This window comes from Limosilactobacillus mucosae DSM 13345 (genome assembly GCF_001436025.1).
Classification (GTDB): Bacteria; Bacillota; Bacilli; order Lactobacillales; family Lactobacillaceae; genus Limosilactobacillus; species Limosilactobacillus mucosae.
This window is the reverse complement of the sequence record NZ_AZEQ01000006.1, coordinates 34,033-56,173: the sequence shown is the minus strand read 5'-3', so window position 1 is coordinate 56,173 and position 22,141 is coordinate 34,033. Positions and strand designations below refer to the sequence as shown.

The 22,141-nt window shown below is 48.1% G+C and carries 27 protein-coding genes and 1 other annotated feature; of the genes, 4 read left to right on the top strand and 23 right to left on the bottom strand.

All coding sequences use genetic code 11. From position 1 onward, the window contains the following. Positions 1-48: 48 nt before the first annotated feature. The 6 genes from FC47_RS03890 to FC47_RS03865 form a co-directional block, all read right to left on the bottom strand. Positions 49-417 carry an endolytic transglycosylase MltG gene (locus FC47_RS03890; RefSeq protein ID WP_056967988.1) on the bottom strand — a complete coding sequence of 123 codons (369 nt, stop codon included), beginning with the start codon at positions 415-417 and terminating at the stop codon, positions 49-51. Positions 418-484: 67 nt separating this feature from the next. Next, on the bottom strand, positions 485-2,917 hold the full coding sequence (gene pheT, locus FC47_RS03885) for a phenylalanine--tRNA ligase subunit beta (RefSeq protein ID WP_056967986.1): 2,433 nt from the start codon (positions 2,915-2,917) through the stop codon (positions 485-487). Positions 2,918-2,922: 5 nt separating this feature from the next. Continuing rightward, the gene (gene pheS, locus FC47_RS03880; RefSeq protein WP_006499986.1) at positions 2,923-3,969 is read right to left on the bottom strand and encodes a phenylalanine--tRNA ligase subunit alpha; all 1,047 of its coding nucleotides are present in this window, start codon (positions 3,967-3,969) and stop codon (positions 2,923-2,925) included. Positions 3,970-4,275: 306 nt separating this feature from the next. Next, entirely contained in the window at positions 4,276-4,614 is a 339-nt protein-coding gene (locus FC47_RS03875) for a winged helix-turn-helix transcriptional regulator (protein WP_006499987.1), read from the bottom strand. 21 nt (positions 4,615-4,635) lie between these two features. After that, positions 4,636-5,163: an HD domain-containing protein gene (locus FC47_RS03870; protein WP_056967984.1), complete on the bottom strand. Its 528-nt coding sequence runs from the start codon at positions 5,161-5,163 to the stop codon at positions 4,636-4,638. A gap of 128 nt (positions 5,164-5,291) precedes the next feature. Next, on the bottom strand, positions 5,292-6,065 hold the full coding sequence (locus tag FC47_RS03865) for a TrmH family RNA methyltransferase (protein ID WP_006499989.1): 774 nt from the start codon (positions 6,063-6,065) through the stop codon (positions 5,292-5,294). A gap of 94 nt (positions 6,066-6,159) precedes the next feature. Between FC47_RS03865 and FC47_RS03860 the strand changes: the two genes are divergently transcribed. The 4 genes from FC47_RS03860 to FC47_RS03845 all read left to right on the top strand — a co-directional run bounded on the left by FC47_RS03860 (position 6,160) and on the right by FC47_RS03845 (position 9,486). Continuing rightward, positions 6,160-6,432 carry an acylphosphatase gene (locus FC47_RS03860; RefSeq protein WP_056967982.1) on the top strand — a complete coding sequence of 91 codons (273 nt, stop codon included), beginning with the start codon at positions 6,160-6,162 and terminating at the stop codon, positions 6,430-6,432. Between the two features lie 89 nt (positions 6,433-6,521). After that, a complete protein-coding gene (gene yidC, locus FC47_RS03855) occupies positions 6,522-7,472 on the top strand; it encodes a membrane protein insertase YidC (RefSeq protein ID WP_056967980.1) in 951 nt (316 codons plus the stop codon). A gap of 85 nt (positions 7,473-7,557) precedes the next feature. Next, on the top strand, positions 7,558-7,968 hold the full coding sequence (locus FC47_RS03850) for a peptide deformylase (protein ID WP_006499992.1): 411 nt from the start codon (positions 7,558-7,560) through the stop codon (positions 7,966-7,968). A gap of 159 nt (positions 7,969-8,127) precedes the next feature. Then, a complete protein-coding gene (locus FC47_RS03845) occupies positions 8,128-9,486 on the top strand; it encodes an MATE family efflux transporter (RefSeq protein ID WP_006499993.1) in 1,359 nt (452 codons plus the stop codon). 63 nt (positions 9,487-9,549) lie between these two features. Here the strand turns inward: FC47_RS03845 and FC47_RS03840 are convergent, their stop codons facing one another. From FC47_RS03840 to FC47_RS03760, 17 genes are all read right to left on the bottom strand, one after another. Next, positions 9,550-11,034, bottom strand: coding sequence for a HAMP domain-containing sensor histidine kinase (locus tag FC47_RS03840; protein WP_056967978.1), 1,485 nt, complete (start codon positions 11,032-11,034; stop codon positions 9,550-9,552). A 19-nt stretch (positions 11,035-11,053) separates the two neighbouring features. Then, on the bottom strand, positions 11,054-11,740 hold the full coding sequence (locus FC47_RS03835) for a response regulator transcription factor (protein WP_006499995.1): 687 nt from the start codon (positions 11,738-11,740) through the stop codon (positions 11,054-11,056). Positions 11,741-11,943: 203 nt separating this feature from the next. Then, on the bottom strand, positions 11,944-12,120 hold the full coding sequence (gene rpmF, locus FC47_RS03830; protein WP_006500051.1) for a 50S ribosomal protein L32: 177 nt from the start codon (positions 12,118-12,120) through the stop codon (positions 11,944-11,946). A 51-nt stretch (positions 12,121-12,171) separates the two neighbouring features. After that, on the bottom strand, positions 12,172-12,726 hold the full coding sequence (locus tag FC47_RS03825; RefSeq protein ID WP_006500052.1) for a YceD family protein: 555 nt from the start codon (positions 12,724-12,726) through the stop codon (positions 12,172-12,174). A gap of 61 nt (positions 12,727-12,787) precedes the next feature. Next, positions 12,788-13,933 carry a nucleotidyltransferase gene (locus FC47_RS03820; RefSeq protein WP_056967976.1) on the bottom strand — a complete coding sequence of 382 codons (1,146 nt, stop codon included), beginning with the start codon at positions 13,931-13,933 and terminating at the stop codon, positions 12,788-12,790. After that, complete coding sequence (locus FC47_RS03815; RefSeq protein WP_056967974.1) at positions 13,933-14,682, bottom strand: class I SAM-dependent methyltransferase; 750 nt, start codon at positions 14,680-14,682, stop codon at positions 13,933-13,935. The genes FC47_RS03820 and FC47_RS03815 overlap by 1 nt, the downstream gene beginning before the upstream one ends. Before the next feature lie 2 nt (positions 14,683-14,684). Continuing rightward, positions 14,685-15,041 carry a ribosome silencing factor gene (gene rsfS / locus FC47_RS03810; RefSeq protein WP_033935297.1) on the bottom strand — a complete coding sequence of 119 codons (357 nt, stop codon included), beginning with the start codon at positions 15,039-15,041 and terminating at the stop codon, positions 14,685-14,687. Then, positions 15,041-15,655 carry a bis(5'-nucleosyl)-tetraphosphatase (symmetrical) YqeK gene (gene yqeK, locus FC47_RS03805; protein WP_056967972.1) on the bottom strand — a complete coding sequence of 205 codons (615 nt, stop codon included), beginning with the start codon at positions 15,653-15,655 and terminating at the stop codon, positions 15,041-15,043. Before yqeK ends, rsfS begins: the two co-directional genes overlap by 1 nt. Next, positions 15,648-16,262, bottom strand: coding sequence for a nicotinate-nucleotide adenylyltransferase (locus FC47_RS03800; RefSeq protein ID WP_045025495.1), 615 nt, complete (start codon positions 16,260-16,262; stop codon positions 15,648-15,650). Before FC47_RS03800 ends, yqeK begins: the two co-directional genes overlap by 8 nt. A gap of 37 nt (positions 16,263-16,299) precedes the next feature. Beyond that, positions 16,300-16,611, bottom strand: coding sequence for a ribosome assembly RNA-binding protein YhbY (gene yhbY, locus FC47_RS03795; protein WP_006500058.1), 312 nt, complete (start codon positions 16,609-16,611; stop codon positions 16,300-16,302). Positions 16,612-16,637: 26 nt separating this feature from the next. Continuing rightward, positions 16,638-17,762: a ribosome biogenesis GTPase YqeH gene (gene yqeH / locus FC47_RS03790; RefSeq protein WP_039945837.1), complete on the bottom strand. Its 1,125-nt coding sequence runs from the start codon at positions 17,760-17,762 to the stop codon at positions 16,638-16,640. Beyond that, the gene (locus FC47_RS03785) at positions 17,763-18,290 is read right to left on the bottom strand and encodes a YqeG family HAD IIIA-type phosphatase (RefSeq protein ID WP_033935300.1); all 528 of its coding nucleotides are present in this window, start codon (positions 18,288-18,290) and stop codon (positions 17,763-17,765) included. Between the two features lie 142 nt (positions 18,291-18,432). Beyond that, positions 18,433-18,786, bottom strand: a complete 354-nt coding sequence (gene rplT, locus FC47_RS03780) for a 50S ribosomal protein L20 (protein WP_006500061.1) — start codon at positions 18,784-18,786, stop codon at positions 18,433-18,435. Between the two features lie 52 nt (positions 18,787-18,838). Next, on the bottom strand, positions 18,839-19,036 hold the full coding sequence (rpmI, locus tag FC47_RS03775; RefSeq protein ID WP_033935301.1) for a 50S ribosomal protein L35: 198 nt from the start codon (positions 19,034-19,036) through the stop codon (positions 18,839-18,841). A 24-nt stretch (positions 19,037-19,060) separates the two neighbouring features. Beyond that, on the bottom strand, positions 19,061-19,573 hold the full coding sequence (gene infC, locus FC47_RS03770; RefSeq protein ID WP_006500063.1) for a translation initiation factor IF-3: 513 nt from the start codon (positions 19,571-19,573) through the stop codon (positions 19,061-19,063). A gap of 44 nt (positions 19,574-19,617) precedes the next feature. Further along, positions 19,618-19,752: a sequence feature (ribosomal protein L20 leader region), on the bottom strand. Positions 19,753-19,801: 49 nt separating this feature from the next. Further along, entirely contained in the window at positions 19,802-20,728 is a 927-nt protein-coding gene (dnaI, locus tag FC47_RS03765; protein ID WP_006500064.1) for a primosomal protein DnaI, read from the bottom strand. A 15-nt stretch (positions 20,729-20,743) separates the two neighbouring features. Continuing rightward, a complete protein-coding gene (locus FC47_RS03760; RefSeq protein ID WP_048345312.1) occupies positions 20,744-22,132 on the bottom strand; it encodes a DnaD domain protein in 1,389 nt (462 codons plus the stop codon). Positions 22,133-22,141 lie beyond the last annotated feature (9 nt).

Below are 22,141 nucleotides of genomic sequence, written 5' to 3'. Positions count from 1 at the left end.
TTGTCAATACAAAATTTAGTATAGCGCAGCCAGATAGCAGCGACAAGGTTATTCACTGGTATTTGTCGTTGCAGTCGGTTTTTGCTGCAGCTTTTCTACAATCTGAGGCGTTGACTGACTCCGTTTTAGATAAAAGCGCCCGGCCTTAATTCCCTGCGTCTTGTGCGTTTGCAAATAATAGTCGAACACATAGGCATTGCGTACCAGTTTTTGTTTTTTTAGCAAGGACCCGGTCTGTTTATCGGTCGTACCCTTTGGAATCACCACCACACGTTTGGTTTGATCACTAGTATCAACTGGCAGCAGCTCATGATTAAACCAGCCATGAATCACTAATCCGCCAATGATTAAAATAGCAATCACAATTATGGTGACGATGTTTTGGCGCCGCAGCTGTTGTTTGGTAAAATTGGGCATTTTTAATTCCTCTGACAAAATGACAAAAAGGGACCGCCAGTTTTGACGTTCCCTAATCAGTCATAAATTAACGAATCTCAGCATTCAAGACGTCTTGCAGATGTTTTTCTACTCGAGCAAAGGCATCGTTAACCTGATCTTCAGTCAGCGTCGTGTCGTCAGCCTGATAGGTCAGCGTGTAGGCCAGCGACTTTTTGCCAGCTGGCAGCTTGGCGCCCGTGTAAACGTCAAACAGATGCACGTCCTTGAGATATTGACCACCCTTTTGATAGATCAGATCAACAACTTCTTCATTGGTTACGTCCTCATCAACCAACAGGGCAATGTCACGCGTTACGGCTGGGTACTTGCTGATGTGCAGGTACTGTTTTGGCAGTTTTTCAGCCGCCATCAATGTTTCCAAGTTCAGTTCAAAGACATAGGTAGCTGGAATCTTTAAGTCCTTAGCAAATTGTGGGTGAATCTGACCGATAAAACCAATCAGCTTGCCATTAAGCAGAATATTGGCGGTCCGTCCTGGATGCATCTCCTTGCGCGTGCTGTCGGCTACGTATTCGATCGTACCAGCAATTGCCATGTTGTGTAAGTAGCGTTCTACAATTCCCTTGATCTGGTAGAAGTCAACCGGACGCTTCTCAAGATGCCAGCTGTCAGCCAACAGACTGCCGGCCATGGCCCCAGCAACGTGCTCTTGTTCTTCAGGACGCTCATCGCCTTTAGGAATAAAGACGCGACCTTGTTCGTAAAGCGCGATGTCTTCAACCTGGCGAGTCGTATTGTAGGCTACGTCAACCAAAAGACCACTAATAATGCTTTCACGAGCCGTCGTGTGATCAGAGCTCATTGGATAGTCCAGCTGCATTGGCGTAACGGCTGGATCAATCGTAAACTGCTGAGCCTGCTTTTCATTCATCAATGAGTAGCTGATAGCTTGGTTGAGCCCCATGCTTTGCAAAGATTGGCGCGTAGCTTTCAAGAATTTTTGGCGTGGATTTAAGCCACCCAGCGTCCGCGTCATAGTTGGTAAAGTTGATGGAATGTTTTCATAACCATACAGCCGCGCGATTTCTTCGTTTAAATCGGCTGCAATGCTGATATCCCAGCGCCGGGCCGGAACATTAACGACCAGTGCATCATCACCTGACTGCGTGTAGGCAAACTTCAAGCGATCAAAGATGTTTTCAATCTGCTCAAGCTTCAGCTCCGTACCCAAAACGGCGTTGACCTTGTTTACAGACATCGTAATCGGCGTGGATTCAACCGGTTTTTCACTGCCAGTAACGATCCCCTGTTCAACTTCACCGTCAGCCAATTGCTGAAGCCAGTAAGCTGCTTCGTTCAGTGCCGTTTCCACGGTTTCTGGATTGATGCCTCGTTCAAAACGCATTGAGCTTTCACTGTGCAGATCTAAGCGTCGAGCCTGCTTGCGAACCATGACTGAGTCAAAGATAGCCGCTTCTAAGACCACGTTTTGCGTCTGATCGCTGACTGCCGTATTCAGTCCCCCCATCGTTCCGGCCAGGCAGACTGGCTCGTCGTTTGAGGTTACCACGATGTCTTCTTTTTGCAGCGTTTGTTCAGCCTCATCAAGCGTTACGAACTTTTCGCCCTCATGCGCATGGCGAACGCTGAGCTCATGCGCTGGCAGCCGATCATAGTCATAGCTGTGCATTGGCTGACCATACTTGAGCAGGATATAGTTGGTAACGTCCACGATATTGTTGATTGGCCGAATGCCCGCATTCCACAGGCGAATCTGCAGCCACATTGGACTCTCGCCCAGCTTAACGTTCTTGATGACCCGGGCTTTGTAGGCTGGTGCAATCTGTGGATCAGGGATCGTAATCTTCAGCATGTCAGCAGCTTTTTGCGTACCGTTTTCCTTAACGTCATGTGAAACGAAATTATTCGGCAGATCATAAATCGCGCTCAGATCATTGACATTGCCATACATACTCAGCATATCGCCCCGGTTAGGCGTCAGATCGGTATCAATGATCGTGTCATCCATTCCCAGGTAGCCAAAGACGGCATCGCCTACCTTGGCATCGTCTGGCAAGAACCAGATGCCTTCTTCATAAGCCTTTGGTGCAATTTTGTCACTAAAGCCGATTTCCTGCAGCGCACACAGCATGCCGTTTGATTCTTCGCCACGAATCTTGCCGCGCTTGATCTTGGTGCCGTCTTTAAGCTTGGCACCAGCTAAGGCAACGATAACCTTCTTACCGGCTGCCTGACTGACATTGGGTGCACCACAGACAATTTGAACGACCGCTCCTTCGCTGATCTTGACCTGGCACAGATTGAGATGATCAGAGTCTGGATGCGGCGTGACCGATTCGATCTGGCCCACGACGATATTGCTCAGGCCATCGCTTGGCGAGTAGACCTCATTAATGTCAACCGAGGTCAGAGCCAGTTTTTCAGCCAGCGCGCTGGGTTCAATCTGGTTCTTTTCAAGCGGCAGATATTCATTTAACCATTGGTATGAAACTTTCATTGAAATTATCCTTTCTGATCAAATTGCGTCAAGAAGCGCATGTCGTTTTGGTAGAAATCACGAATGTCTTCAACACCGTATTTAATCATGGCAAAACGGTCCGGCCCCAGTCCAAAGGCAAAGCCGCCATATACGTCAGGATCAACGCCTGACATCTTCAAGACGTTTGGATGAACCATCCCGGCACCCAAGACTTCAATCCAGCCATTGCCCTTACAGATTGCACAGCCCTTGCCCAGACAGTTGAAGCAGGTAACGTCGGCTTCAACGCTCGGCTCGGTAAATGGGAAGTAGCTTGGTCGCAAGCGAACCTTCAGCTGATCGCCAAACAGGTTTTGGGCAACTACTTCCAGCGTCCCTTTCAAATCAGCCATCGTTACGTGCTCACCGACAACCAGTCCTTCTACTTGGTGGAACTGATGACTGTGCGTGGCATCATCAGTATCGCGCCGGTAGACCTTGCCTGGCGAGATCATCTTCAGCGGTCCCTTAGAAAAGTCGTGTGTTTCCATCATCCGCGCCTGCATTGGCGAAGTCTGCGTCCGCATCAGAACTGATGGCGTGATGTAGAAAGTATCCTGCATGTCGCGGGCCGGGTGATCCTTGGGCAGGTTCAGCTTTTCAAAGTTGTATTCTTCTTGTTCAACTTCATCGCCGACTGCGACTTCATAACCCATCCCGATGAACAGATCAACCAATTGATCAATGATCTGCTGAATCACGTGTGGCTGGCCTTGTGCAACCGGGGTTCCCGGCAAGGTCACGTCAATTGACTCGCTTTGCAGCTTAGCATTCATCAATGCCTGTTCCAGACTGGACTTTTTGTCTTCTAAAGCCTGCTGCAGCTCATCGCGAACCTCATTGGCAAACTTACCGACTTTTGGCCGTTCTTCAGCGCTCAGATCACGCATGCCGCGTAAAACGTTGGTGATTGGCCCCTTTTTGCCCAGCAGCTTGACCCGGATATCGTTGACGTTCTTTAGGTCATCACTGTTTGCAATTTCATTGAGACCTTGTTGACGCAATTCTTCAAGTTTTTCTCTTAAACCCATCAATTTTCCTCCTTAGCGTGGCCACAAAAAAACTCGTCCTTCGACGAATCGAGGGACGAGTTGTTCGCGGTACCACCCTGGTTTATGACAATGTCATACGCTCAAATGACTTGATAACGGTCGTCAACCGGGATACAAGGTACCGACTCCGGAAGTGAAATTCACTGATGAAAGCAGAAATGACTTGCAGTCGATGATCATTTCTCCCTAGGTGCCGTCGGTTCAGCTACTAATTTCCATCAAAGTCGTTTTAGTTAAATATAAGGCTATTTTAGGCAATCATGGCAACGCGGTCAAGTCCTAATTTTAGTCTTTGCCGCACCACTGATTGCTCCATTCGTGCACGGCCTCCATAACTGGCGCCAGATCACGACCTCGTTCAGTCAGCGAATAATCGACCCGACTCTCGCCAGGATAGGTATTGCGTGAAACAATCCCGTCTTCTTCCAGCTCCTTTAAACGCTCGCAAAGCACCCGATCGCTGCATTTATCAACGTGCGCGGCCAGATCCTTGAAACGCTGTGTATGTTCATGCAGCAAGACTTCAATGATCAGTCCGTTCCATTTTTTGCCCAGCATGGCAAACGTTTCAGTGAACTTTGGACACAGCGTAAAATCATCTTGTTTGACCTTTACTTGATCCATGTAATCTTCCCCTCTTCAAAACTAAATCTTTTTACTGTTTTTGGAAGGAGTCACATGCCAATCCACAACCTTTTTTTGCTGCTCCAGTTTTTTGCGCAATGGGCCGAAGAATTCATGCTCGGCCTCGTAGTTGTCGACCATTGACACGATCAGACTCTCCATATAACGCGGCACGGCCATCGTAGCACCAAACATATGCTTTAAGATAATGTCACGTTCTTTTTTGTTCAGATGTGTAATCTTTTCGGCATTGCGCAAAGCAACCCGTGGATGAATAAAGGCATGCGATCCCAGATTGAATTTGGTAGTTCGCCAGTCATAATAAAACAGATCATGCAAGAGTCCGGCGCGAGCAGTACTCTTGTAGTCCAGATGCATTTTCTTTGCCAGCTTGTAGCTGTCGAAAGAAACGGCAATCGAATGCTGCAGGCGATTGGAATGATGATGCTGCTTATAGTGCGCAAGCCTTTTAACGGCCGGCTGTTCCAGCAGATCTTTGACCAAGGATACATATTCTGGGTCTTGACGCCATTCGTTTTCGGTTTTCATAGTAACTGGCCCCTTCCTTTATTTGTCAATATCATACATGATTTGCCATTAAAAATAAATTAATAAGCTCTTATAAAATGTAAGTATTAATAGTAAGCAACTCAGCAGGATTGACGACAACTGAGGATTTAGTTTTGGGCATTCAGCTGAAACATTAAGATGCCGGCTGAAACTGCGACGTTGAGTGACTCTGCCTGACCACGCATTGGAATATACAGATTATCCGTCGTCTGCTTTAAAAGCTCATCGCTCATTCCTTGACCCTCGTTGCCCATAATCAAGGCAAAATCAGTCCCAGGATGCACATCGCGGAAATTCTTGGCGGCTGGATTAAGCTGCGTGCCATAGACTGGCGACTGCTGCTGTTTAAAATCGGCAATCCACTTGTTTAGATCGCCTTCAAACAGCTGCAGGTGGAACTGGCTGCCCTGCATGGAACGGACGACTTTCGGGCTGTAGAAGTCAGCGGTCCGATCGCCAGCAACTACTCCCGCAAACCCGGCCGCATCAGCAGTTCTGACCATCGTTCCTACGTTACCCGGGTCCTGCACCCGATCCAGCAGCAGCCAGGCCCCCTTTAATGGTAAAGCTGGCTTGCGCTTGAGATTCGGCATGTCAACGATTGCCACGATCCCTTGGGGCGTAATCGTCTCTGTAATATGACGCATGATTTCAGGCGTGACCTGATAGACCGCGTTGACCCGTGATACAATATCACTATGTTCAGCCAGCGCTGCCTTGGTGCCGATCAGCTCATGAATCGTCAGTCCGCTTTGAATGGCTTCTTGAACCAGATGCCAGCCATCCAGCATGTATTGGCCGGTTTGCCGACGGTACTTGCGCGTCTGCAGCTTTTTCCAGTTTTTGACGCGTTGATTGTGAATTGAAGTTAATTCTTTCATAGTCTAATTTTTCACCTCAGTTTATCGTTAACTTAATTATACCATTATCCTAATGATCCTTGATAATCGTCAACCGCTTATGGGAGGGGTTTTTATGCTTAATTATCATATTGTCGTTACTGGCCGCGTCCAAGGCGTTGGTTTCCGCTGGTCTACTCACGAACTGGCTTTACAACACGGTCTGGTCGGCCAAGTCAAAAATGAATGGGACGGCAGCGTGACGATCGACGTCCAAGGTCCAGCTGCAGCGGTCAAAATGTTTGTCAAAGAAGTTCAGGCTGGTCCCAACCCATATGCCAAAGTTGCCGGCATGCAGATCGAGCCACGCGCCATTGAAAGCGACTGGCAGGACTTTAAAATGCAGTGATCTTGTTGAAGTTGCTAGATTTTAAGCTCTTTTTAAGGTAAGATACAAAATGTTAAATTTATTGAAGTCAAAGGAATGAGCTATTTAAAATGAAGAAAAAACGTCTCACCGTGGCCACGCTTTTAAGCGCCATGCTGCTGATCTTAAGCGGCTGCGTACGTACTGACAAGCATGGACATCCAATCGGCTGGGTCTACAACTACATGGCCAAACCCATGCAGCACCTGATGACTTGGCTGGCTCAGCACATGGGAAACAACTATGGCTGGGCAATCGTCGTGATCGTTGTGATCGTCCGCTTGATTCTTTTGCCGGTCATGATGAGCCAAATGAAAAAATCAACGCTGATGCAGGAAAAAATGGCAATGGTGCAGCCGCAACTGCGTGAGCTGCAGCAGCGGCAAAAAGACGCCAAGACGCCACAGGAACAAGCCGCGGTCAGCCAACAGATGATGCAGCTCTATCGTGACAACAACATCTCGATGACTGGCGGAATCGGCTGCCTGCCATTATTAATTCAGCTGCCAATCTTTGCTGCCCTGTATGCAGCCATCCGCTACTCGCCAGATCTTTATCATGCTACGTTCATGGGAATGCCTTTAGGGAAGCCAAGCGCAATTTTGGCAATTCTGGCGTTTTTGGCCTACATGGTCCAGGGGTGGCTTTCCATGATCGGCGTACCTAAAGAACAGCGCAAGCAGATGGGCGCCGCGATGCTGATGAGCCCCGTTATGATCCTGTTTATTGCCTGGTCTTCTTCTGCCGGATTGGGACTGTATTTTGTGGTCAGCGCCCTGTTTGCCATTCTGCAGACCTGGCTGGTAAATGCCTGGCGACCAAAGCTGCGTGAAAACATCAAACAAGAAATGAAGGATCACCCAGTTAAGATGCCAGACCCGATTCCAGCCCAGCCAGCTGCCACCAAGCCGACGACTGATACGATCGAACAGCTCAAAAAGTCCCCGGCCAAAACCAAGCCGACTGCCAATAAGAATCGGCGTCGCAATGCCGGCAAGCAGCACCATCATTCATCCAAGTAATTGATTCTAAAGCATCGCGGTCTGATCATGACCCGGTGCTTTTTATAAATCCAGACCAAAATCATTAGAAAGGAAGCTCGTAATTATGATCAAGCCAATCTGTCGCAACCTGCAGATTCTAGCCCAAAAAGCTCGCCCTGCCACCAAACAAGACATCCCTTTAGCTAAAGACCTTTTAGAGACGCTCGCGGCCAATTCCGCGGATTGTGTTGGGATGGCAGCCAATATGATCGGCGCGCCAGTTGCGGTAATTGCCGTATCTTTGGGACCAGTCAGCGTAGCCATGCTGAATCCAAAACTGACGAGCAAAAAAGAGCCTTACCAGACCAAGGAAGGCTGCCTCAGTCTTAATGGTCAGCGCCCAGCAACTCGCTACCAGCAGATCGTCGTTGAATATTTTGATCTTAACTGGCAAAAACAGTCGCTTTCATTAACTGGTTTTGCTGCCGAGGCCGTCCAGCATGAGCTCGATCATTGCAATGGCATTATCATCTAAATCATCAGAGCCGATTTATCTCAACGATTCTTTTTTGAGACGAATCGGCTTTTTCTTTTTGATCTGATGCAGCTTAACCATTACGCTGACTGGTTTTTATTTTATAATATGAGCAAGGTTTGTCTAATCAGCGATCCTAAAGCAAAGGGGTGGTGAAAATTGAAACATCATGAATCGATCATCGGCGAGTTAAACAACTACATCGTCCGCAACGTTACCGCTTCGGTCGGCCTTTCAATCTATATTCTGATTGATACGCTTTTTATCTCAATGGCTGCCGGAGCAATGGGCTTGACCGTCTTAAATCTGGCGCTGCCCATCTATAGTCTTTTCAGCTGTACCGGCCTGCTTTTAGGCGTGGGCGGCGCTGCCTATTTTTCATTGAACAAGATTGACCATCCGGAACGCGTTAAGACGCTTTACAGTGAACTGGTTATTTTTGCCGTTTTGCTGGGGACCGCAGTCATCATTTTAATCAATCTGTTTACACGGCCGCTGGCAACGATTCTGGGGGCCAATGATCAGACCATGGGCATGGCAATCAAGTATCTGCGGCTGATGTCAATTGACGCGCCGGTTACTATGGCCAACTACATTTCCGTTAATTTCATCCGCAATGACAATCACCCTGGTTTAACCATGCGTGCTGCTCTGATTGAAAGTTTTGTCGTTATCATCTTTGACTGGTTCTTTATTTTTGGCCTGCATCTCCAGATTGAGGGGGCCGCCTTGGCAGCAGTCGTTTCGCCAGCAACCAGTCTGATCGTGCTTTCTTTTCATAAGCGTTTTCCATATCGGCAGCTGGAATGGCACTGGGTCTGGCCAAGACTTAAAACGCTTAAAACGGCTGCCAAGCTTGGCGTTTCAGCATGCTTAAACGAATTGAGCACCGGCGTTTCAATCTATGTCTTCAACATGGTTTTGCTAAAGCTCAGCGGCAACTACGCCGTGGCAGCTTATGGCGTGATCTCAAACATTGCCATCGTCACCGTTGCAATCGCTAATGGGGTCGCTTTAGGGGTTCAGCCGCTGGCCAGTCGCGAATATGGGACGCGGCATTTTCGCAACGTCCGGCTGGCTTTAAGACATGGTATAAAGATTACAGCGGCAATTGCAGTTTTGGCATTTGTCGCCCTGGTTGTGTTCCGTCATCCGATCATTACGCTGTTCAATCATGATCATTCTCTGCAGCTGACTCGCTATGCCATGGCGGGAATGCCGATCTACTTTACCAGCACTTTATTTTCAGCGATCAATCTGTTGATGATTATTTTCCTGACCGCCATTAACTGCGCTACGCTTTCGTTTTCACTATCACTTTTAAGAGGCTACGTTGTCTTGCTGCCGGCCATCATCCTAATGGGTTGGCTGTTCGGCATTAATGGCGTTTGGGCTGCCGTACCAGTAACGGAGCTTTTGATCACGCTGGTTGGCTTTTTCCTGGTTCATCAGCAGGATCACCGGCTCAAACTGATGGAAGACGCCCAAAGAAAAGCAAATCTGACTAAATCAGCCTAAATATAAAAACCTCGCTTCAGCATTTGAAACGAGGTTTTTATTTACGTCAGCTAAATACTGCGCTTATTTGTCTTTTTCAATCGGTTTTTCCTTCACGATCGGTAAAGTAATCCGAAACAGCGATCCAGAGCCGACCGTACTTTCAACGGCAATATGACCATGATAGCCTTCTACCAGCCGCTTGGCAATTGCCAGTCCCAGACCGTTGCCGCCTTTTTTGCGACTGCGAGCCTTATCAACACGATAGAAACGGTCAAAGACATGCAGCACGTCTTCTTGCGGAATCCCCTCGCCAAAGTCCTGGACGCCGATTTCAACGGAATTCAGGTTGCGCGATAAGGAGAGATGAACTTCCCTGCGATCCTTAGAATATTTCACGGCATTGTCAAACAAGATGATCAGAATCTGTTCAAGATGGTCACGATAGATGTGTACTGGAACGTCTTCATGCAGATCGTCATCAAAACGGAAAACGTAGTCAGGGTACAGCATCTTGAAATTGTTAAAGACCTGTTCAACCACGTCTTTAACCTCAGTGACGGCATCGTGAAACTTAACGTCAACTTGTTCGGCACGAGTCAGATCAAGCATTTCTTTGATCAGACTGTTCATCCGTGTCGTTTCTTTTAAGGCAGCGGCAATTGACTCATCCAAGACCTGGGGATCATCCTTGCCCCAGCGCTGCAGCATTTCCATGTGTCCTTGAATAATGGCAACCGGCGTTCTGAGCTCGTGTGAAACGTCACTGACAAATTGCGTCTGCTGATCAATATAGCGCTGAGTCTGATCAAGCATTTGATTAAACATGCGCGATAATTCGCCCAGCTCGTCATTTAATTCAGTAACGTCTTTTGGCACGCGCGCATCGCTGGTTGGATCATCTCGTACCACCGTCAAGGTATCATGAATATCGTTTAATGGACTCAGCCAGTAATAAGACAGGAAATAGCCCAGCAGGCCGCTGGCAATCACGACCAGACAAAGGGCCAGCACCGAAATCAAGATCAAGCGTTTAAAGACTTGATAGTACTGCTTGAGATCATTTTCGACCTGAACATAGCCAATGATCGTGCCGTCATGCGATAGGATCGGCTCGCGGCCAACCATGATTTGATGATGGCCGCCTTTGACCATTTCGGTTTTAGCTTGTTTGGACGTTTTAAGCGGCAGCGTGGCCTTGGCAGTTTGGAAAATCTTTTTCCCATTACTGTTCATCACGGTAACCGTCACTCGTGAATTGCTTAAGCCCTGAACCAAAGGCTGACGATAAAATTCGGTCGTGCTGCTGAGATTGGTCTCATGCTCAAAAATCGACCGCACCTTGCCCTTGGTCAGAGAACTTTCGCCAGCATTCCCCAGCTGACGCACCACGACGGACATATTATGATTAAGCTCGCTGCGTTCTTGCTGTAGTAGGTTTTGCGTGAAGGCACTGAACAGCGAAATCACCACGATCATTGAAATGATTAAAGATCCGATGGCCGTACCAATGGCCCACTTTACCTTGAGCGAAACGAAGCGAGATGATTTTGATTGCTTTTCGCTCATAAAGACCCTTCTTTATCGACTAGGAACGAATTACGTAGCCAGTACCCCGCACGGTTTGAATGTAGCTCTTTTCGCCAGGGCGGTCGATCTTATTACGCAGATAACGGATATAGACATCCACAACGTTGGTCTCAACCTTGGAGTCATATCCCCAGACCTTGCTGAGCAGTTCCTTACGCGACATGACGACATTGATGTTTTCCATCAGGATTAAAAGCAGTTCATATTCACGCTTGGTAAGGTTGATGATCTCATCGCCACGACGAACGACGCGATTTTCCTTTTCAATCGTCAGGTCCTTATACGTAACCGTTGTCTGATGACTCTTGGCATTACCGCCTTCAATGCTGATTCGACGCAGCAGTGCCCGTACGCGGGCCAGCAGCTCTTCGATGGCAAATGGCTTGACGATATAGTCATCGGCACCATGATCCAGGCCAGAAACCCGGTCAATAACTGAATCGCGCGCTGTCATGATGATAATTGGCGTGTCCTTGACTTCCCGCACGCGACGGGCAACTTCAATCCCGTTCAGTTCTGGCAGCATCAAATCAAGCAGAATTACGTCAAAGTCTTGATTTAAGGCAGCATCCAGTCCGGCGCGGCCATCCAGCTCAACATCGGTTTCGTATCCTTCATGCTTTAATTCTAGTTCTACGAATCGTGCCAGGTTTTCTTCATCTTCAATAATTAAAATCCGACTCATATTAAAACGCTCCTCGTTTAAATTGGTGGGTCTTACTCCCACATAATAACCACACCAATTTTATCACAGAAAATTAATCTACCCTACCTTTGAGATTAATTAAACTGTGTTAAAATTAAAATTTTTTCAATCTTTACATAAAAAAAGACCTTCCCAGGTCCGGCGCCTCGAGAAAGGTCTTTAATCGAATAAAATCGACGTGATTAGTTGTTTTCAACAGCTTGCTTGCCGTTGTAGTAACCACAGCTTGGGCAAACCATGTGTGACTTGCGCAGTTCACCACAGTTTGGACATGGAGCCAAGCCAGGCACAGTCAGCTTGATGTGACCACGACGATTGCGCTTACGCGTCTTGGATGTCTTCCGTGCTGGTACAGCCATGTGTGACACCTCCTTCAAATAATCTATCCACTAGTGGTTTTTAACCGTTCGCTAATTTTGGTTATCCTGATCAGGAAATAAGTTTTTTAGCTTAGCGAAACGTGGATCAACATGTTCCTTATCCGGTGCCTGATTGATATTGTCCTCGGCAATGACTTCCCAGCCCTTGCCATTTGGCATCTGCGAGCTGTTTTTTTCATCTTCGGACAATACCTGCATTGGAATCTGCTCAATGATATTTTCCGCCAAAACATTGTCAAAATCAATCGTATCATGCGGATCAGGCAAGACGAAAACCAAGTCATCGTCTTCATAGCGACCAGCATGCGTCTCATCATTGACATAGGTTTCAGCAAAAGCAAAATCCAATGGCAATTCGACCGGTTTCAGCGAACGGCTGGATGGTACGGTCAGCGTTGTCTTAACGTTGACGCTTAAAGTAGCATCACCCTGATCATAGACCACGTAGCCGTCAACCTCAACAGGCTGACAGTTAAGGACTTGATTAGGGAACCGTTCTGTCAGTGATGCGTTTAGATCAAAAGTACTTTGAATATGCAGCGGCTCATCATGATAGCGATGAAGTTCAGCCAACGTCCATTTCACGGTACTAACCTCCTAATGCAACAAGCGTTATTATACTAGTCCCAAGTTTGCTTGTCAATGTTTATTCCTTGACACCCTTAACAATCACCGGCGCATGCTTTAAATCCTGCTCAACCGGCGTAAAAGTCTGGTAAAGCTTACCTGCGCGATAGTCAAGATTGAGCAGATCGTCACGCAGATTTTGATCAATCTTGGTTAAAAGTGGTAATTCAACCTGCTTCTTAATCGAATGCAGATAGTCTCTGCCGCGTTCATTAAAGCCCAAAACATGCAGATAGGGCCGTTTAAGATGATCACTCACCTGCGACTCGGTAAGCTGCAGGATCGTATACAGATAGACTCTTAACAGATGCGCATAGGTATAGCGCTTTGTTTTGACTGCCTTCATAAAGCCAGCAAAGCTCAGATTACGCTGAGCCGCGTCTTTCATGCGGTATTCCAGCCCTTCTGCCATCTGATAGATCTGGACCAGCTGCTCGACGGGGGATTGAATCAGCTGATTGCGCAACATCGGGTACATTGCGTCCCAGCTTGGCACTTGCTGAAGCTTTTGCAGCTGCTGGGCCGTCTGGACGGGAACTGCCTGCTTAAAATCGCCATGCTCTAAAACAGCCTGCCGAATCGCACTGGCACTGGCAATCTTTCCCTCAATACGCTCATCATGGTACTGACTGCCACGCCGCTGAATCGGGTGGAGACGAAGCGGCAGTTGTTCATTGATCTGTGCCTTATAATAGCCAAATGACAGGATATCGTTAGGGTCAGTCAATGACAAACCGGTCTGATCTTTCAGCTGTTCATTGAACTGCGTGGCAAAAGTCGCGTTGTACTGACTAAAGCCGCTAGCCGTAAAGTTTTGCTCCGCGGCTACCAGCTGTTTAAAATCCCATTTTGGATGTTCAGCGCCAAAGACCACGTCATCAACTCCTAAGGCTGCTAACAGTTCCAAGGCTCCGGCCGCAAAATGATGGGCTGGCTGTACGGCCATAAAGATTGGCAGTTCAACGACCAGGTCGACGCCGTTGGTCAGTGCCGCCTGTGCGCGCTGCCATTTATCAAGCAGCGTTGGTTCGCCGCGCTGCGTAAAATTGCCACTCATTACGGCAACGACAACCTCAGCATGGGTTAGCTCCCGCGCTTGGCTAAGGTGATAGCGATGACCGTTATGAAAAGGATTATACTCGGTTACCAACCCCACGGCATGCATTAATCCACCTGCTTTCGACAAATAAAGAACCAGCGCGTTGTTTTTTCGTCAATCGCTTGACTGCCAAAATCAGCTTTAACCTCAATCTGATTAAAGCCAGCCTTTAAAAGCGCCTCTCGCCATTCCTTTAACTCATAGGCTCGCTCAAAATGCGTTTCATGCAGCCGCTGGTAGTGATCATCGGGCAGGCGGTTAAAAAAGGTTAATTCATGGATCACGCCATGCTCAACGTCATCATCGGCATAGCTGCGCCATAAAAACGCCCGCTGCTCATCAGAATCTTCATAGTTGTACATATAGCCAGGGTAGATTTCATCGGTCTGATACGGCGTAATGACGTCAAACAGCAGCCAGCCATCATCTTTTAAATGCGCCGCCATCTGCTTAAGCGTTGCCTGGACATCGTTAAAATCATCCAGATAGCAAAGCGAGTCGGCAAAACAGGTAATCGCATCATACTGTCCCAGGCCGTTCAGATCGCGCATATCGCCTTGTACCAGCGTCATTGGCACCTGCGCTTCTTGGGCATGCTTAAAGGCCAGACTCAGCATCTCTTCTGAAAAATCAAAGTCCACGACTTGATAGCCATCTTGTGCCAATAAAACGCCCAGTCGTCCCGCGCCCCCAGCAACGTCCAAAATCGTCTGCGCGCTTTTTGGCAGCCGGCTCTCGACAAATTCACGCCATTGCTGATACATATCGCTTTCAAACAATTCATCGTACAGCTGGGCAAACGTTCCGTAGATCATGACTATTCTTTAACCCATTCGCTCAAGTCAACCAGCGGCGCGTCGGACCAAAGCTTTTCCAGATTATAGTAATGACGCGTTTCTTCACGAAAGACGTGTACAACCACATCGCCAAGATCAATCAAGACCCACTGTGCTTCCTGCTTGCCTTCGACGCTCTTAATATCGACGCCGTTTTCATGCGCGGCTTCGATAATCGCGTTGGCAATGGCTTGGACCTGACGATTGGATCCCCCGGTCATAATAACGAAATAATCAGCCATTGGCGTAATCGCATCGACTTTTAAGGCCGTAATGTCTTCGGCACGCCGACCATCAGCTGCCTGTACGGCCATTTTTAGTAATTCTTTGCTGTCCATTAATCAATTTCCTTTCCATATTGCGGCACCCATGCATTAAAGGTTGCCAGAGTCTGTGGATGAATCGGGGCGTTGTTTTTGATCAGGTAAAGCAGCGTATGCTTGGTCTGATAGGCAACGCCAGCTCCCAGATCCTGCCTGGTAAGCTTGCGTGCTTTTTTAACGACCGGAAAGTCACGACCTGGTTCAATGTAATCTGCCATATAGATGATCTGTGCCAGCTTGGTCATATAGGCTGCCCCCGTTGTATGGAAGCGAATGGCATTCAAAATATCTTCATCATGCACGCCCAGTTCGTCTTTAACCATCTCAGCACCGACAAAACCATGCCAGATCGCGTTGCCATAGTTTAATAGATCGGGATCCAGCTTCTTGGCTTTGATTACCTTGATAAAGTCCTCATCAGCACGCTGCTTGGCATAATCATGACAAAGTCCGGCAATGCTGGCCGCTTCTACATCAACGCCATATTGTTTTGCCAATTCAATTGCGGTTTTCTCAACACGCAGCACATGCTCAAAACGCTTATCACGCAAGGCGGCCCGCAGATGCTTAATCAGCTCTTGGCGCGTCATTGGAATCAAATGCTCTTGATAAATCAATTCATCATTCATGATATAGCTGATGCTCCTTAATATATTCGGCAACCTTATCGGGAACCATATAGCGGATCGAACGGCCCTGCTTGATCCGATCGCGAATATCGGTTGAGCTGAAGTCGACGCCTGGTACATCAACCCAGATCACCGGATACTGCGAGTCATTTTGCGCTCCAGGACGCCGTACACCGACAAAGTTTACCAATTTAACCAACTTATCGATCTCGTGCCATTTTGGCAGATAGTCCACCATATCGCCACCAATAATGAAGTAATAATCGGTATCGGGGTGCTTTTCTTTCAGATATTTCATCGTATCATAGGTATAGCTGATGCCGCCTCGCTCAATTTCAGCCATTTCAATACCAAACAAAGGATTATCCTCAATTGCCAGCTGCAGCATATTGACGCGGTCTTCAGCATCAATGGCCTCTTTATGATCAACATGCGGTGGAATCATATCAGGCATGAAAAGCACCTTGTTCAATAGGAGCGTTTTGCCAACTTGATCCGCTGCCAGTAAATGAGCATTATGCACAGGATTAAAGGTACCGCCATAAATGCCGATTCGCTTGCGATGCTGAAAGCTGGTACGCTGAACTTGCGGCTTAGGGATAGCGATCGTTGCTTTAGCCTGCTGCAAGAATCACACCTCGTTTCTAGATGCGTTCAACACGCTGTGAGAGTTCCCGCAGCTTGGGATTGCTTGATACCTTAAACAAAACCAGCACCCGGCCGATCTCTTGGACGACCTGGATATCACTGTTTTGTTCGATGAACTCTTTGACATCGCCAGTCGTTTCATCGGCATTCTGCAAAATGCTGACCTTGATCAGCTCACGCTTGTCCAAAGCACCATCCAATTGCGCGAGCCAAGCCTGGGTTAGACCATTCTTACCGACTGCAAACAATGGCTGGAGATGGTTAGCCTGTGCACGCAAAAAACGCTTCTGCTTTCCGCGAAGATTCATAGATTATTTTCCTTTCTGTAATTAAATCAGATCATTGCGCGACGTACCAAGACATCGACTCCTTTAGGCGCCCAGCCGGCTACCGTCGTGCCAGCCGGTACCGTGATCCAGCCCAAGCCCTCAAAGACCAGGTCGCTTTTTTCCTTAATGGCAAACTCATGCCGTTCAAGCGGCGGAAAGTCTGCCATTTCATCACTGGTTGGCGGCGTCAGTAAATCGCCACAGTGTTTTGCATAAAATTCATCCGCATTGACCAGTTTGGTTCGGTGCAGCGGCAGACTGTTTTCAAAATAGGCCACGATGCCGGCATGCGGTCCCTTGACGTAATCAAAACGAGCCACGCCGCCTAAAAAGATCGTCTGTGAATCATTAAGCTGGAAGGTCCTTGGCTTGATTTCCTTTTGTGGGGCCACGATTTTCAAGTCCTTAGCCGATAAGACATGCGCCATCTGTTCTTGATGAATGATCCCTGGCGTGTCAACCAGCTTATGACCATCATCCAGCGGAATCTCAATCTTATCCAGCGTCGTGCCAGGAAAACGCGAAGTCGTGATCAGGTCTTGAACTCCTGTCTGCTGCTTGATGATGGCATTGATCAAGGTCGACTTGCCGACGTTGGTTACCCCAACTACATAGACGTCACGATCGGCACGATGCTTTTCAATCTCAGCCAGCAGCTGATCAATCTGATGGTTCTTTTTGGCCGAGACAAGCAGCGTATCGATTGGCCGCAAACCAGCCAGATTAGCCTGTTGCCGCAGCCAGTCCGTCAATTTGCGCCGGCGCAGCGAACGAGGCAGTACGTCTTCTTTATTTCCAACCAGCAGGACTGGATTGTCATTACCCACAAAGCGGTGCAGTCCCGGAATCAGACTGCCATTAAAGTCAAAGATGTCCACGACATAAACGATTAGGGCGTGTGCATCACGAATATGATTTAACAGACGCAAAAAATCATCATCAGTCAAAGAGACTGGCGCGATCTCGTTGTAATGACGCAGTCTAAAGCAGCGCTGACAGTAAAGCTCACCTGTTTCCAGTCCTTTTTTCAGTGCTGAATTGGGCGTATATCCCAAGCCATCCGGATCCGTTGTCTGAATTATCGCGCCACAGCCAATGCAGCGCAATTCTTCATCATGCATTTCTGTCATCTATTTAAGTTCCTCCTGCCAGTCCATATCTGGATACTGTTTTTGCAAATCCTGCATAACGAATTTTTCCATAAAACGATTTGGCCGCGTCACCCACTTATCGGTCTCAATCAGCGGCTTAACCAAGATACTGCGAATATGAGCATGATTGGCAGCAGCCACGTCGGTCAGCAGCTGATCACCAACCATTACGACCTCAGACGTTGCCAGGCCCAGCTTCTTACGTGCCCTTGTAATGCCAAAGCTAAGCGGCTTAAGCGACCGCGCAACGTATGGCAGATCCAGCTTTTGAACCGCCTTGCCGATTCGCGCCCGACTGTTATTAGAGACAACGATCAATGGAATTCCTGCCTGATGCAGTTCCTCCATCCAGGCCCGCAGTTCAGGCGTCCCGTTTGGATTGTTCCAGGCAATCAACGTATTGTCCAAATCACTGAAGACGGCTCGGATACCTTGACGCTTGAGAGCCGCTGGTGAGATCTCATAAGCGCGTTCAACCATCCAAGTCGGTTTAAACATTTCGAGCATTTTCCACCTCGTAAAAAATTTCTAATTTTAATTATACCGACTAACCGGTAAGGGTTCAATTAACGTGCCATCCAAAGGCAGCGGTAAAAAAATAAGGTCAGAACATTAACTGCTCCAACCTTATCAATGTATTAAACGCAAATTAGTTGAGGGCCTTCTTAGCTTCGTCAACTACGGCCTTAAAGGCTTCAGCGTCGTTAACAGCCAAGTCAGCCAGCATCTTACGGTTCATGTCGATGTTAGCCAGCTTCAAACCATGCATCAGCTTGCTGTAGCTGATACCGTTTTGACGGGCACCCGCGTTAATCCGGGCAATCCACAATTCACGGAAGTTGCGCTTGTTAGCCTTGCGGTCACGGAATGCGTACAGACCGCTCTTCATAACTTGGTCCTTAGCAGTCTTGAACAGACGGTGCTTGGAACCAGTGTAACCCTTAGCCAACTTCATGATGCGCTTACGACGTGCGCGCGTAACAGTTCCACCCTTAACTCGCATAGTGGTATCCTCCTAGATTGTTTAAAAATTATTTAATCGTAAAATGCCCTGATTACTTGGCAGGAAGCATCTTCTTGTAACGTTTTACGTTGGACTTGTCCATCATGGAAAGGCCACGCAGTTGACGACGTTGCTTCTTCGTCTTACCGTGGAAACGGTGGCTGGTGAAAGCTTGGGCACTCTTGAAGCCACCCTTGGCAGTACGCTTGAAACGCTTAGCAGCAGCGCGATTAGTCTTCATCTTTGGCATAACTATTTCCTACCTTCTTAATAATTATTTTTTTGCCTTATCAGCAGCAGGGGCCAGCGTTAAGAACATGCTGCGCCCTTCCATCTTTGGCCGTTGCACAACCGTTGCGATGTCCTTAGTTTCTTCGGCCATCTTTTCAATCATGTCACGTCCGATATCCTTATGGGTAATTGCCCGACCACGGAAACGAATTGAAACTCGCACCTTGTCGCCCTTTTCGATAAACGTCCGTACACGCTTCAGCTTAACGTTGAAGTCGTTGGTATCGATCGAAGGACTCAGGCGGATTTCCTTAACCGTGACCGTCTTTTGATTCTTGCGGGCTTCCCGTTCTTTCTTTTGCATCTCAAAACGGTACTTCCCGTAGTCCATAATCCGTGCGACTGCAGGACGGGCCTTGGGCGCAACCAGCACCAGATCAAGACCGGCCTCCTCAGCCAGCTGCAAAGCTTCACGTTTGGACTTGATGCCCAGTTGTTCACCATTTTGGTCGATCAGACGAACTTCCCGTGCACGAATACCGTCATTGACAATCATTCCTTGAGCTATGGCAACACACCTCCAATTTTACTAGCAGAAAGATCAAGCAAAAAAAGCGGAATGCATACTGCACCCCGCTAAACTCCATTGACAAAGGAATGTCAACGGTCATTTAAACTCGTCAGCCCGGCAACTCTGGTCACCAAGGCGAGAAGCGGGTGCTTCTGCTTTTTCTTTCAACAGATACTAATATACTAAACCACTTTAACAATGTCAAGCAGCAATTTAATTCCCAGCCCGCATGTTTTCGCCTTCAATATAATACTCACGCGACAAGAAACGAATCCGCTGCATGATCCGCTTGGCTTTCAAAGGCTCACGCGCGCCTTGCGCATCAATGGCCAAATGCTGGTCTTCCAGCTGCTGCATGGTGAAGTTGGAACTAAAAAACGTTGGCAGCTCTTCTTGCATTCGGTATTCCAAAATTACGCCCAAGACATCGTCACGAACCCATGCCGACATTGAATCGGCACCAATATCGTCCAGCATCAAAATCGGTGCTTTTTTGATGGCATCCCGCCGTTCATCAACCGTACCATCCTTGATTGCGCCTTTCATCTCAACGGCAAAGCTTGGAAAATGCACCATAGTTGAGATAATACCGCGTTCAGCCAAAGCATTGGCAGTAGCGCCTAATAGGTAGGTCTTGCCAACCCCAAAGTTCCCAGAGAGATACATTCCGGGTTGAAACTGGCCTGGTTGATAACTCCCTACAAAGCTCATCGCTGCCTGCAGAGCATTGACGCGATCGTCATTATCACGAATTACATGCTTAAAATCGGCCTGACGAATAAATTTAGGCATTCGCACGGTCGTCACGCGCTGTCTTAACTCGGCAGCCTGCTGCTGTGCCTTAAGCTGAGCTGTCGGTACATAGACGACGTCGATTCGGCCGGCGCTAACGACCAGCTGAGGGGTATAGCCTGGAGCAATGCTGGTCTGATGATTTTGGAGCAGCATCTTTTCATGGTAGAACTCATAAAGTTTTGACCCGCCCCGCTTGATCTGCTCATCAGACAATTCAGCGCGGTGCTGACGCAAAAAATTCTGCACCTCAGGATCTTGGTAGGCCTTTTTAATCAGTTCCTGATACTGAGGTGAGCCGCTTTGCCCGCCGATAATTGAGTTAATGGTTTCTATGATAGGACGCATTGGCAATCCCTCCAATCATTGTTTTTTATCTGAACTGTTTTTTTGCTGATCAAGTTCAGCCAGCATTTGGTCAATCTTAGCAAGTTTTTCAGCAGATGGCTTTTTATTTTTAACTTTTTCTGGATGTTTTGCCCATTCCGGCAGTTCTTCGTTGATATTGCTGCGGCCAGTTGAGTAATAGCGGCGCTTGGACTTTGATGAAACCTGCCTATCATTGTCCTTTTTATGATTCTTGATTTCACGAATGGCGTCAGCTGCCGTCTTTACTCCCGCCTTGATCCAGGCATTGGCGATCCCATCTGCCAGACTGGCCTTTAAGGTAGTATTTTCTTTTTGGACGATTATATGATAGATCAGTATGTTGACAACCTCGCCAGGCAGCTGTCCCTGCTCAACCAGGCGCGTCAGGGTGTTGCGCTCATTTGGCGAGACATAGCCAGAACCGCTTGACTGCTTGATTCCAGCCAGGTAGTCATAAGGTGCGTACTGGCGTGCCATTTGAATCAAGCTGCGCTCAACCTCGCCCAGGTCAGTTAGATCTTCAGCTGCCGCCGGAATTGTCGGGGCTGGATCGTCTGACCTGCGCAGCGTGCCGGCATAATGGGCTGCAATGCCGCGCTTCAGAGCCTGGGGCTGCAGAATACCGCTTCTAAAATCCGTTGCATCGTAGACCAGGCCGGCCATGCTGCTCTCATCAATACTATACAGGACGCTTTCTGAGATGATCAGTTTTCGCTGCTCTTTAACGCTTTGCAGATCAATGCCGCGATTTCTCAGCTGATCAAGCAGAAAGTTAAAGTCAAAGCTGTTAGACGGTAGTTTTTGGATTGCCTGGCTTTTAGGAACCGCCGTCGCTCTGGCATTATTTAAAACTGGCCGTTCAGCATCCCAGGCCGCACGATCCGGTCGAAAAACCTCAAAGTAGTCATGGGTCAGATTATGCATACGGCTGGTATCGAACTGATAGCGTCTTGAGCGGGCGACCAGTTCGTCAAACCGCTGCTCGCCAATCTGTTGGAGCAGCCGAACGCTTAAAAGGTCATCATTAATAAATTCTTCAGGCGTCATTGTGGGCTGCAGAACATAGACATAGACGCCGCCGATCTCATCTTGCTGATAAAAGGTCTGCAACATTTCAACGCCCTCTAAACTATTACGGGCCTCAGCAAATTGAGCAACTCCCAGATTCAAGCGATCCAGCATGATGCTGTGGGCCTGGCGCTTGGCCAGCATTGGTTCGGGGACCAGCTGACTTTGCAAAGCATAAAAAAGCCCCAGCGCGGTGGGACTTAGCAATGGTTGGTAAAAATCAATAAAAGTCGCTTGGTCAAACCGTACAAAGTCTGACGCAGCGGCCACGATAAAGCCGGTTTGCGGCGTCAAGCGCCCTTGCACTTCAGCCATAACGACTCC